Here is a 13124-nt window from a genome sequence, read left to right on the forward strand (position 1 = left end):
GCCTCTGATCTTTCTCGGGGATGACCAAAAAATGAGCGATATCAATACGCTTGGCACCGAACAACTTCTGGCTTTAGATAAGCAACATATCTGGCACCCCTATGCCTCAATGATTGATGCGCCGCCGGTTTACCCGGTGCTGTCCGCCGCCGGTGTAAGGCTGAAAATGGCCGATGGTGCAGAACTGATTGATGGCCTGTCCTCCTGGTGGTCTGCCATTCACGGCTATAACCACCCTGTACTTAACCAGGCGGCAAAAGACCAACTGGACGATATGTCCCATGTAATGTTTGGCGGCATCACCCATCCCAGCGCGGTTAAGTTAGCCAAACTGTTAGTCGATATTACCTCCCCCTCACTGAATAAAGTGTTCTTTAGTGACTCGGGCTCTGTGGCGGTAGAAGTCGCTATTAAAATGGCGATTCAATACTGGTACTCCGTTGGCCGCAAAGAAAAGCATCAATTACTGACCCTGAAAAATGGCTATCACGGTGATACCTTTGGCGCCATGGCGACCTGTGACCCGGTAACGGGCATGCATCATATGTTTAGCGAAGTGTTGCCCAAACACCTCTTTGCTGAAGCACCCCGAACACGGTTTGGCGAAGCCTTTAATGAAGAAGATATCAGCAGTTTTAAAACACTGATTGAAGCCAATCACCACCATCTGGCAGCCGTCATTCTTGAACCGATTGTGCAAGGCACCGGCGGTATGAATTTTTATTCACCAGAGTATCTAAAACAGGTGCGGCAACTCTGTGACCAGTATGACGTGCTATTGATTGCCGATGAAATTGCTACCGGTTTTGGCCGTACCGGTAAATTATTTGCCTGTGAACATGCGGCTATCGAACCGGATATTCTCTGTGTCGGCAAATGCTTAACCGGCGGCTATTTATCACTGGCGGCAACCCTGTGTAACGATAAGGTCAGCACCGGTATCTGCGAAGGTGAAGCCGGGGTGTTTATGCATGGCCCTACTTTTATGGCCAACCCCTTAGCCACCGCTATTGCTTATGCCAGTGTGCAATTATTACTATCCCAACCCTGGCAACAGATCGTCGCCAATTTAGAAGCTCAGCTATTAAAGGGGCTGGCCCCGCCAGAGAACTGGATAATGTCGCCGATGTACGGGTACTGGGCAGTATTGGCGTGATTGAATTAACCGAAGCGGTGGATATGGCAGCGATACAAAAACGGCTGGTCGAGCGCGGCATTTGGGTCAGGCCTTTTGGCAAACTGGTGTATACCATCCCGCCTTATATTATTAGCGATCAGGATATTGCCACTTTAACCGCAGGCCTGGTTGAGGTGGTGCGAGGATAGCGCTTTAACATAAAACCGCTATCCCCAACACTTTAGATACAACATCCACAGACTGACATAACGCCGGCTTCAGTCGTCGTCCATTGACCATTCCAAACTCTGGCCGTATCTGCGCAGACTGCCGGGCATTTACCCTGTGCATCGGTATTACTCCAAATGGGGCCAGCATCAATATCCGAACAGCTGCTGGTCTGAGGCACACCGAAGCCAAGAAACCAGGAAAAATCCAGCGGCTTATAAGCCGGCGGCAAGGCAGTCGGTGTTCCTACATTAGCACCACCGGGCAATGGGCCACCGGGAGGGGTCGAACCTGAAGGCGCTGGAGTTGGCTGCCTTTGCGCGTAGTTATGGCAGGTAATACAAGACGCTTCTTGCGCTGGCACATTGGCATTGAACTCTACAAATGAACTACCCAAACGCCCCTGGCTATCGGTTGGCTGGTCAAACACGGTTTGGGTGCCTGTTAAACGGTAATTCTGGAAAGCCGGGTCCAATGCTGAACCGGCAGTATTAAACAAGGTTTGCAAAGCGGCTGTTGGCGCAGTATCAGCACCGGTGGAGGTAGCGGGATTAGAACCCCAATTATCAGTGCACTGGTTATAGAGCGTTGGTTTGCAGCGGTTAGGGTTGGTCGTGGCATACTGTGGCTCAAAGGTAGCCCAGAGCCAATTAGGGTAGAGCTTGGAGCTGATATGTATACCCGCCAATGCATAACAAATGCCCTCAATCTTTTCCAGATAGATTTGACTATTGGGCGCAGAACAATCAAACGTCACCTGCGTAAAGGAGGAGGCCGGCACCCAGTCCGCTTTCACTTCAACCGCCGCAGTAGGAAAATCAATCGTCTTACCCGACTGCAAATAGTTCACCTGCCCTGCCTGTGTTAACAAACCCTTGCTGCGAGCATAGTCCTCTTCGGCAGCATTGATCGTTACCTCTTCGCAAAATACGGGTTTGCTACTTAAGTTGGTCGGCACAAAGCCAAGCAACGAAGGGTCGGCGGTTGATGTGGTTGTCATCGGTGAACACCCAGCGGTACGCTTGGGGTTATCGGCGGCTCCCAAGGTATCCCGTAAAGCGCTCCCGCCAAGCCTACCGATGGTACGGCAGTCTTGAGGGTTATCCAGACAGGCCTGTGTGGTCCAGGTCTCCCAGGTCAGTTGGCCCTGGGCGGTTTTACAATTAATGGCCACAAACAATTGCCAGGCGGTTTCTTCCTGAGTATTGGCCGGGGTTAATGGCAAGGCACAGACATCTTTTATAATCGGTACAGCTGCGGGCGGTGTTTTAGCCGCAGCGGATAATACGGGCGCAAAGATAAAAAGTATTGCAGAACAAAAAATACGGAAATTAACTGAAGCAAGCAATGTTGTTATAGTCTTCATTATATCTATCCTTAAAGTTTGAAGATAAAGTAACAGGCAGACAATCCACCTGATTTTTAGCACTGCCGGATGGCAGAGGTTAAAAATCCAGAACGCCTTAACGCACAAACTAGTACGCGGCTTTATTTACTCGAGTTACAGGCACTCTTCCCCTGGAGAAAACAAACACAGTTTGATCAGTGAATAAGGCGCCATAATAAGGCCGCCTTGTCAGGTGGGCAAAAGAAACCAGATGCAACTCCAGCCCATATTCCAAGAATAGCGTCACACTTAAAATATCATTATTATCGTCGCCACGAAAAATAAAAACATCTTCCACTCTTAGGCCACTGTATTCAAAGAAGTCTTCACAAAAAACGCGGCCCGAAAACCCACTATAGCGCTGATTAAATTCATCAACGGAGACATTTTCAGCAAAAACTGAATTCCCTTTATCTGCATCAGAAAAATGCAGCTTTACTGGCGCCAGTCCTTCAAACAACAAATAACTACAGAGACAATAGGTAAACGAAAAATCTTCAGGCCTACCGATATCAAGTAAAAACCTGACACTCGACACTTCCTTCAGCACTTCTCCTTTTAGCGATAAAAATGTATCTTCACTAGCCTTTGAACCACTCATAGAGTTAATCCACTTAATGATTTGCTTATGCATTTAGCAAACTTACGACTGGCATGCGCAGGAAAAACCACAGCAGCAAGCAGTAATAACATTAAAAAAGTAAGTAAACTAAAGACCGAACAACACAACCTCTTCCTAGAACCCTTTTTACCTTGCACACCTCAATCCTGCACAAGTATTTTGTATTATATTTTTGGAGTCTATCTTATCCGTAAGCAATATGGATTAGCAAAAACGACAATTTTATTTAACATTTTTTACAAGCAAAAGAAGTAGGGTTATACAAACAAGAAAGGCGGTATAGAATGCTATAAAGCCATTATAGCTTTGGTTTAATTGGGTAAACTTTGCTAGAAAAATGGTGTTTTATTAGCGACATCGATGGTGTCAGCTGATTTTTATACCACCAATTTTGAATAAAAAAAGTTATAAAAAATCGACATTTCCCTTTGCGCTATTGAATACAGCCCTGTCACTAAACATTATCGGACTAAAAGCATTAAAGAGATATTCAACGAGGTTATTTAGGGGGTTCTCCCCAGCGGTTCGGCCCTGCCTCACTGTCCTGACACAAAAAGAACAGCACAACCAAAAAACCAATTAGCGGCACCAACAAAATTAACAACCACCAGGCACTGCGACCCGTATCATGCAAACGGCGAAATAGCACAGCAAAAGAAGGAATAATGACTACCAGGGCATAGAGGATACCGATAAGGCCCATACCGGTTTCAGGATCAAAGGTACCGGTAGCCTGATCAATAACACCAATAACGATAGTCAATATCAGATTAAATAAAACAAAATACCAATATTCTTTACGCCGGGAGCGCCCACCAAAGACAGCGTACTTTTTTAACACATCAATATAGCTATTCATCCGTAAATATCCTTGTTGTCGATAGTATGTAAAGGGGGAGATTACAGCGGTTCTAGTTCACCACAACCGATTTCTTTTTAGTAGCCAGTGCCAGTAATACTACCAGGAACAATGATATCGCCCCCAGATAAAACGGCATATTTATACCCAGTGATGCGTAAATACTCCCTGCTAATAAAGGCCCCACAACTCGCCCCATTAGACCAAAGGCAGAAAAAGCGCCCATAACACTGCCTCGTTCATGGGGCTCGGCACGCTTGGAAACCACTGTTTGTAAACCGGTAAAGAAAAACGCCATGCCCACGCCCGCCAGACACCAGGCAAAGACCGAACCGGGTAAAGACGCCTGAGAAGCGGTATAGACCATCACCAAAAAGGCCAGACCATAAATACCGGCCCCGGCAATAAACATCAAGTATTCTCCAAAGCGTTTGCTGACTGGCGCTATCAGTTTTGCCTGCACAATAGAGAGGGTTAAGCCAGACAGTAAAAACACCCACATTAAACCCTGCGGCCCCTCGATCACCTCAGTGTCTTTTAAAAACAGTGGCAGTACCACTTCACCAAAGGCACCGGCAATGTTAAACAGCACCGCGCAGATAAATAGCGGTAGCATTAATGGTTTGGCCAGAGCGCTGGGCACACCGGCAAAGGGGTTAATACTAAGGGGCTTGCTGCGGCTTTGTTGCCGATGCGCTTTGTCGAGACTCTCGGGCAAGAAGATTGCCATGGAAATACAGGCAATCAAGGAAAGCGCCGCAGAGGTATAAGCGGCCAGTTCCAGACTGCTATTATCAAAGCTGTCCCCCGCTAGCCAGGCACCAACGGCAGGGCCAATGACAAAACCCAGACCGGTAGCCGCACCAATCTTACCCATGCTCTGGGCCCGCTGTTCTTCGTTGGTGACATCGGCGATATAGGCCTGGGCAACGGCCATATTGCCCGCCATCGCCCCCTGTATCAGCCGAGCCAGGGCTAATAACCAGAGTGAACTGGCCAAACCCAGCACAATATAGCCCAGCGCAGCACCAAACATCGACAGCACCAGCACGGGCTTACGGCCATAGCGGTCACTTAATAAACCGAGATAAGGTGAGGAAAAAACAATGGCAACCGGATAGATCGCAAAGAACATCGTCGCTATATCCGGGCTAGCTCCCAGTTGTAGCGCATAAAACAGAAAAACAGGGATGATAATGCCAAACCCTGCACTATCCAGCAGGGCGACGAGGAACAGCGTTCGCATTCAGGGAAACCTTATTATTATCGACTTCAATAATAAGGAGTCTACCAGTTACTGCCCCCTAGCGGCGGCTTATCCGGGCCAGGGCATGAAAATCTTTATTAAGATTCAGCAGGCTTTAGCTCTCGGCGGCATAACTCCCTGACCTGGTCAGTTTGCTCTGCGCCAAATAAGGCATCGAAGCGACCCCAGCCCTTAACATCCATTTCACGGGCTAATAGCATATCCATAAGATGGCCACCGCGCTGGGTCAGGTACTGTTTATCCACCTGGTCAAAGCTAAAGTTATCCACCAAATGCAGGAAATGATCGAGATAGACCGGCATCACTTTATCCCGGACCATTTCATACTCCGGCTGCTCGACTTCTTTGCCATACATCCCCCAGGTGGAAAGATACTGCTTGCGATCCGCCTGAATACGGCTGGTGGGTATGGATTTAATCTTCTTGCTTTCGGTGGTGGCACTGAGGGGGGTATAGGCTTCACGCCAGTAATCCGGGTACATCACGCCATCCACCTTAGGCGCCAAATCAATATGGTAACTCCAGATAGCCGGTGGGTTGATGTTGTAATGCATTAAAAAATGCGGAATCGGGCTATCGGCACGGGTCATGGCATACATCAGGTTCATATCATTGCCAGGGCCACCGATATAGAGGTGGAATAAACGGTCAATCACAGAATCTTCCGGGGCCTTCCATAGACGAACCCAGCCAGCTTCAACATAGGGTGGGCGGCGCAGCTTAAGTGGTAAAATCGGCCCTACGCCATCGGTAACCTCTTCAAGGCCACAATGCTCGATAATACGGTCTCTAACGATAATCGTGTCCGCGAGGGGTTCTGGCAGCTTGTCAAAATCAGTATTGTCGGCGAGTGCGGGCTGTGGGGGATTCATGGCAAAAACCTCGTTATCTTTTGGGGAACATACGTGGTGAATTGCCTGTCAGATCAATATCTTGAGCAGAAATGGGCAAATCAGTTACAACTCCAATGAATAGTGGCTATAGCTTGGTTACTGTGTCTAAATCCTTTACTATCAACAGACAGTAATAAGACTTAAAAACGACCTGGAGCCTATGGAAAGTACACAACTTACAGTCCCAGCCCATTTTGTCAATACCATGCTGACCATCGCCGCCGACCGCGATTGCAATGTGGATGAGCTATTGGAGGATATCGGGGTTAAAGCCAGTGATATTGAAGCGGGCGCCTCGATTTCAGTCTTGCAATACGGCGAACTTCACCACCATATTATTGAACTGGTCCAGGATGAATGGTTCGGTCTGTTAAGTGGCGGCCCAGTCCCCAAAGGCGCAATCCGCCTGCTATGCCAAAGCATTGTCCACTGCAAAGACTTACAACACGCCATTAATAGAGCCGGTGACTTTTTTGAGTTATGCCGCGGCTTTAAAGTGAAGCCGATAATTGAGCTGGATGGTGACTATGTGTATTTTAAAGGCAGCAAACTGGACTGTGTAGAACAGCAGGAATTTGACCAACTGATTAAAACCACCTCCCCCAGCACAGTTCGCTCCACCCTTTCCGCATGGCATGGTTTTTACAGTTGGCTAATCGGCAAGTATGTGCCCATTGAAGATATCTATTACAACTTTAGCGACGACACCAATAAACCGGCCACCAATGTCAAAGAAAAATACCGTCACCACTACGACCAGGCCTTTATTGGCCACCGTTTCCATAAAAAATATCTCAGCTATCCCATTGTACAAAATGAAAATAGTGTTGAAGATTTTATGCGCAAAGCCCCCTATTACGGCTTAATCAAAAAGCATCCCAATGAAGGCCTGGCGCCCTATGTAAAATCTTTATTAGCCAAAAGCATTGGCGAAGACTTCCCTAACGCAACAGAAGTGGCTGACTTTTTTAATATGTCCGTGACCACCTTGCACCGCCGGCTTGGCCAGGAAGACTGTAGCTTTCAGCAACTAAAAAATGAATCGCGGATGGAGGCAGCTATCCACTATCTCAATTGCCCGGATATCAGCACCACCGCAATTTCTGACTTATTAAGTTTTGAAAACCCCAGTACCTTTTACCGCTCCTTTAAAAAGTGGACCGGCCTGCCGCCCGGTGAATACCGCAAACAGCTATTAGATAAAAACGCCCTGCAAGAATCCGCATAACAGACTACAAACCCCATTTTCTCCAGTAACGTAGGGTGGATTAAAATCCACCAACCGGTAATGAGCAACAACAGCGGTGGATTGTAATCCACCCTACAAGCCGCTATTTAGCAGGCTAAGCCCTTAATATCACTCAAAAAATCATTACAGATTGGTTCAAATTGCAATAATCATTGCTATGAATAGCCATTGTTAAGCCTTTCACAATCGCCGAAGCTATGCCATCTGAAATAGTTAGCCCTGTACGGTAAAGAGGAAGATGATATGAGCCAGTACAAAGCCCCATTAAGGGATTTAGAGTTTGTTCGCAATGAGTTACTCGGTATGGATTCATTCTATGCCAGCAATGCACAATGGAATGAGGTCAGCAACGATTTATCCAGCGCCATTCTTGAAGAGTGTGCCAAATTTTGTGAAAACGTGCTAACTCCCCTTAACAGCGTTGGTGATGAACAAGGCTGTACCCTTAAAGATGGCAAAGTCACCACCCCTGATGGTTTTAAAGAAGCGTATCAACAGTTTGTTGAAGGCGGCTGGCCCTCATTGGAAGCGCCAGAAGAGTTTGGTGGCCAGGGCTTACCGAAATCCTTAGCTCTAGCGGCAACGGAAATGGTAGGCACCGCTAATTGGTCCTGGGGGATGTACCCCGGTTTGTCCCGCGGCGCCTGTCACACCATTACCGAACACGGTACTGATGAGCAAAAAGCAACCTATCTGCACAAACTAACAGACGGTTCATGGACCGGTACTATGTGCCTGACCGAACCCCACTGTGGCAGTGATCTGGGTTTATTGCGTACCAAAGCTGAGCCAAATGACGACGGCAGCTACAATATCAGCGGCACCAAGATTTTTATTTCTTCCGGTGATCACGATATGGCAGAAAATATTGTACATATTGTTTTAGCCCGCTTACCGGATGCCCCTAAAGGCACCAAAGGCATTTCGCTATTTATCGTGCCCAAATTTAACGTCAATGCCGACGGCTCCGTTGGCGAGCGCAATACACTGGAATGTGGCTCCCTTGAACATAAAATGGGTATTCACGGTAACGCCACCTGCGTCATGAATTTTGATGACGCCAAAGGTTATTTGATTGGCCCTGAAAACCGCGGCCTAAACTGTATGTTTACCTTTATGAATACCGCCCGTATCGGTACCGCTATTCAAGGCTTGGCCCACGCTGAATTGTCTTACCAAAATTCATTGGCTTATGCCGAAGAGCGTTTACAGATGCGCGCACTGTCTGGCGCTAAAGCACCGGAGAAGGCAGCAGACCCTATTATCGTTCACCCTGACGTTAGAAGAATGCTGCTAACCCAGAAAGCCTTCTCTGAAGGTGGCAGAATGCTGATTTACTATATTGCCTTATTTAGCGATATCTCGGCACAGGCCAAAGACGATGAAGAGAAAGAGCGCTTTGAAAACCTGTTAGCGATGCTAACACCCATTGCCAAAGCCTTTATGACCGAAACCGGCTTTGAAGCAGCCAACCTGGGTATGCAGATTTTTGGTGGCCACGGCTATATTGCCGAATGGGGTATGGAGCAAAATGTTCGCGACAGCCGTATTTCTATGCTGTACGAAGGCACCACCGGTATTCAGTCATTAGACTTGCTAGGCCGCAAGGTCATTATGAGTGGCGGCAAGCTGCTACAAGATCTGATCACGCCGATCAGTGAGTTCTGTGATAACACCAGCGACGATGATATGGCCGAGTTTATTAACCCGCTGAAGACGCTGCTGGCCGAGTGGCAGACGTTAACTGAGCAGATTGGTGCCTCAGCGATGAGTAACCCGGATGAAGTCAATGCTGCCTGTGTAGATTATTTGATGTATTCCGGCTATGTTATTTATGCCTTCTTATTTGCAAGATCCGCAAAGGTATCTAAGGTTAAGTTAGCAGAAGGCACAACAGAACAGGCATTCTACGAAGCAAAGGTTTATTTAGCCCGCTTCTACTTCCAGCGTCTACTGCCTCGTACCGCGTCATTGGCCCTAACCATGACTTCCGGTGTAGAAAATCTGTTAGATGATGCCGTAAACCCGTTTTAAACCAGACTTTAGCCCATACACACCAATAGCCAGGAGCTTGTGGTAATGAACTTTAAAGGTAAAGCTATCAGCGTCGATGTTAACGATAATATCGCCACGCTAACATTCGACTTACAAGGTGAGTCAGTCAATAAATTTAACCGACTAACCCTCGGCGAATTGAAAGAGGTAGGCCAGCTGCTTACCCAGGCCAAAGATATTAAAGGCCTGTTAGTTCGCAGCAATAAAGATAGCTTTATTGTCGGTGCAGATATCACTGAATTCGGTGATATGTTTCATTTGCCAGAAGAAGAGATGTTGGCCGGCATTAATGCCATCAACGCCGATTTTTCTGTGTTTGAAGACCTGCCCTTCCCTACCGTCACCGCCATTAATGGCCTGGCACTGGGCGGCGGTTTGGAAATGGCACTGACGACCGATTTTCGAGTAATGGATAGCCATGCGAAAATTGGCTTCCCTGAAGTCAAACTGGGCATTATCCCCGGCTACGGCGGCACCGTTCGTGCACCACGTATTATTGGCACCGACAATGCTGTTGAGTGGATTGCTACCGGCAAAGACAACAAAGCCAAGGCCGCATTAGCCGCCGGTATGGTCGATGCTGTGGTAGAAGCCGATCAACTTGATGCCGCGGCAATGGACCTGTTACAAAAAGCGATTAATGGCGATTTTGATATTGCCGCCATCCGTAAACAGAAAACCTCACCACTGCAATTAGATGATATTGAAAATATCATGGCCTTTACCACCGCCAAAGCGCTAATTGGCCAGCAAGCAGGTCGCCACTATAAAGCACCCATGTATGCGGTAAAAACGATTGAGAAAGCCGCCAAGCTAGGCCGTGATGAGGCCATCAAGGTTGAGAACGAAGCAGTCACCAAACTCGGTAAAATGGAAATCACCGGTAATATGATCAACCTGTTCCTCGGTGATCAGGCCCTGACCAAAACGGCCAAAGGCTATGCCTCCAATAACACACCGGTAGAACGCGCTGCGGTACTAGGCGCCGGTATTATGGGTGGCGGTATTGCTTACCAGTCCGCCTCGACCGGCACCCCTATTATCATGAAAGATATCGCCCAGGCCGGTATTGATATGGGGATGGGAGAAGCTGCCAAACTATTATCCACTAAAGTTAAGCGTGGGCGTTTAACCGCGGATAAAATGGCCGCCACCCTCAACAAGATTACACCAACACTAAGCTATGACGGTATTGACCAGGCCGACCTGATTGTAGAAGCCGTGGTTGAAAACCCTGCCGTTAAAAAAGCCGTATTAGCCGAAGTAGAAGGTTTGATTAGTGACGACACCATCCTGACCTCTAACACGTCAACCATCCCCATTACCGAGTTAGCCTCGGCGCTAAAACGCCCGGAAAACTTCTGTGGTATGCACTTCTTTAACCCGGTGCATAAAATGCCACTGGTTGAAATTATCCGCGGCGAAAAAACCAGTGATGCTGCTATCGCCAGAACGGTTAACTATGCACTGGCCATGAAGAAAAAGCCGGTGGTTGTTAATGACTGCCCGGGGTTTTTGGTTAACCGTATTTTATTTGCCTACTTCGCCGGCTTTGTTGCACTGGTTAAAGAAGGCGCTGACTTTGTGGCTATCGATAAAGCTGCTGAGAAATTTGGCTGGCCGATGGGCCCCGCCTACCTGTGTGATGTGGTCGGTATTGATACTGGCGTTCATGCTGGCAAGGTTATGTCTGATGGATTCCCTGATCGCATGGGTCAAACCTTTAAAACCTGTTTAGAAGTGATGCTGGAAAATGATCGTCTTGGTGAGAAAAACAGCCAGGGCTTTTACGACTATAAAGCGGACAAACGTGGCAAGCTACGCAAAACTTATAATGAGTCGGTTAAAGCATTACTGGCACCTCATGTTGATGCGCCAAAAGAATTTAGCGAAGAAGAGATTATGGACCGCCTAATGGTGCCATTCTGTCTTGAATCTATTCGCTGTCTGGAAGCGGACATTGTTAGCAGTGCCACTGATTTGGATATGGCGCTTATCTTTGGTGTAGGCTTCCCACCCTTTAAAGGTGGCGCTATCCGCTTTGTTGAAAATATGGGTCTGGCTGCCTTCGTTGAAAAAGCCGATCAGTATAAGGAACTGGGGCCTCTCTACCACCCTACTGACACACTACGGGACTTAGCAGCCAATAACGGCAGCATGTTTAAGTAACTAGCGACATCAACGAATTTACCAGGAGAAACACCGTGACCACATTACAACCAAGAGATGCCGTTATCGTCGATTTTGCCCGTACCCCTATGGGTCGTTCAAAAGGCGGCTGCTTTAGAAATACCCGCGCCGAAGATTTATCCGCCGATTTAATCAATGGCTTATTTGCCCGTCACCCCGGCATTGACCCAGCTGAAGTTGAAGATGTTATCTGGGGCTGTGTAAACCAGACCTTGGAACAGGGCTGGAATGTTAGCCGGATGATGTCTTTGCTGTCTGTTATCCCACACTCAGCCGGTGGCCAAACGGTTAGCCGTCTTTGCGGCTCATCGATGAGCGCAATGCATACCGCGGCACAGGCCATTATGACTAACAATGGCGATATGTTTGTCGTCGGCGGTGTTGAGCATATGGGCCACCTGCCGATGGACCACGGCGTGGACCCCAACCCACGCTTAAGCAAACATGTCGCCAAAGCGGCTGGCATGATGGGTATGACGGCAGAATTTTTGGCGATTATGCACGGTGTAGTGCGCGCCGATCAGGATGCCTTTGCTGAGCGCTCACACCGCTTAGCCCATGCCGCGACTATCGAAGGTCGTTTTGACCGTGAAATTGTGGCGATTGAAGGCCATGACGAGAACGGTTTTAAATCCTTAATTCGTCATGATGAAACCATTCGACCTGAAACCAATCTGGAATCACTGGCCGCCCTTAAGCCGGTATTCGACCCTAAGAATGGTACGGTTACCGCGGGCACCTCATCGCAGATTTCTGACGGCGCCTCAGCCATGATTATGATGGCCGCAGAGAAAGCCCAAGCACTGGGTTTAAAGCCGGTAGCTAAAATCCGCGCGATGGCAGTGGCTGGTGTTAACCCATCCATTATGGGTTACGGCCCTGTCCCCTCTACTCAGAAGGCTCTGCAACGTGCCGGTCTAACGCTGGATGATATTGATTGCTTTGAATTAAATGAAGCATTTGCGGCACAGGCAATTCCTGTACTAAAAGATCTGAATCTGCTGGATAAAATGGATGACAAGGTTAACCTGAATGGCGGCGCTATTGCGTTAGGCCACCCCTTTGGTTGTTCCGGTACACGCATTACCGGTACCCTGTTAAATGTCATGGAAAACAAAGATATGACACTGGGTGTATCCACCATGTGTGTCGGTCTTGGCCAGGGGATTACTACCGTTGTTGAACGCCTGAACTAAGGCGACAACTGCTGCTGGTTTATAGCCCTCACTGTAAACCAGCAGCCTATTTTTACTGCTC

Annotated in this window: 9 protein-coding genes and 1 pseudogene; 5 read left to right on the forward strand and 5 right to left on the reverse strand. The window is 48.0% G+C overall.

Annotated elements, in window-relative coordinates; all coding sequences use genetic code 11:
* The first annotated feature begins 31 nt into the window (after window positions 1-31).
* A pseudogene (bioA, locus tag BST96_RS19070) lies at window positions 32-1326 on the forward strand (adenosylmethionine--8-amino-7-oxononanoate transaminase).
* A 32-nt stretch (window positions 1327-1358) separates the two neighbouring features.
* Here the strand turns inward: bioA and BST96_RS19075 are convergent.
* The 5 genes from BST96_RS19075 to BST96_RS19095 all read right to left on the reverse strand — a co-directional run bounded on the left by BST96_RS19075 (window position 1359) and on the right by BST96_RS19095 (window position 6352).
* A complete protein-coding gene (locus BST96_RS19075) occupies window positions 1359-2711 on the reverse strand; it encodes a mannan-binding lectin (RefSeq protein ID WP_206045367.1) in 1353 nt (450 codons plus the stop codon).
* A gap of 109 nt (window positions 2712-2820) precedes the next feature.
* Window positions 2821-3333 (reverse strand): hypothetical protein, encoded by a 513-nt coding sequence (locus tag BST96_RS19080; protein ID WP_085760217.1) that lies wholly within the window; start codon window positions 3331-3333, stop codon window positions 2821-2823.
* 520 nt (window positions 3334-3853) lie between these two features.
* Window positions 3854-4213, reverse strand: a complete 360-nt coding sequence (locus BST96_RS19085) for a DUF805 domain-containing protein (protein ID WP_085760218.1) — start codon at window positions 4211-4213, stop codon at window positions 3854-3856.
* Window positions 4214-4265: 52 nt separating this feature from the next.
* Window positions 4266-5459, reverse strand: a complete 1194-nt coding sequence (locus BST96_RS19090; RefSeq protein ID WP_085760219.1) for an MFS transporter — start codon at window positions 5457-5459, stop codon at window positions 4266-4268.
* 98 nt (window positions 5460-5557) lie between these two features.
* A complete protein-coding gene (locus BST96_RS19095; protein WP_085760220.1) occupies window positions 5558-6352 on the reverse strand; it encodes a hypothetical protein in 795 nt (264 codons plus the stop codon).
* A gap of 181 nt (window positions 6353-6533) precedes the next feature.
* Here BST96_RS19095 and BST96_RS19100 point away from each other — a divergent pair, with 181 nt between their 5' ends.
* The 4 genes from BST96_RS19100 (at window position 6534) to fadA (ending at window position 13063) form a co-directional block, all read left to right on the forward strand.
* Window positions 6534-7601: an AraC family transcriptional regulator gene (locus BST96_RS19100; RefSeq protein ID WP_085760221.1), complete on the forward strand. Its 1068-nt coding sequence runs from the start codon at window positions 6534-6536 to the stop codon at window positions 7599-7601.
* Window positions 7602-7865: 264 nt separating this feature from the next.
* Entirely contained in the window at window positions 7866-9656 is a 1791-nt protein-coding gene (locus tag BST96_RS19105; protein ID WP_085760222.1) for an acyl-CoA dehydrogenase C-terminal domain-containing protein, read from the forward strand.
* Between the two features lie 45 nt (window positions 9657-9701).
* Complete coding sequence (fadB, locus tag BST96_RS19110; protein ID WP_085760223.1) at window positions 9702-11846, forward strand: fatty acid oxidation complex subunit alpha FadB; 2145 nt, start codon at window positions 9702-9704, stop codon at window positions 11844-11846.
* A gap of 35 nt (window positions 11847-11881) precedes the next feature.
* Complete coding sequence (gene fadA / locus BST96_RS19115) at window positions 11882-13063, forward strand: acetyl-CoA C-acyltransferase FadA (protein WP_276206921.1); 1182 nt, start codon at window positions 11882-11884, stop codon at window positions 13061-13063.
* Window positions 13064-13124 lie beyond the last annotated feature (61 nt).

It is taken from the genome of Oceanicoccus sagamiensis, from assembly GCF_002117105.1.
GTDB classification, from domain to species: domain Bacteria; phylum Pseudomonadota; class Gammaproteobacteria; order Pseudomonadales; family Dasaniaceae; genus Oceanicoccus; species Oceanicoccus sagamiensis.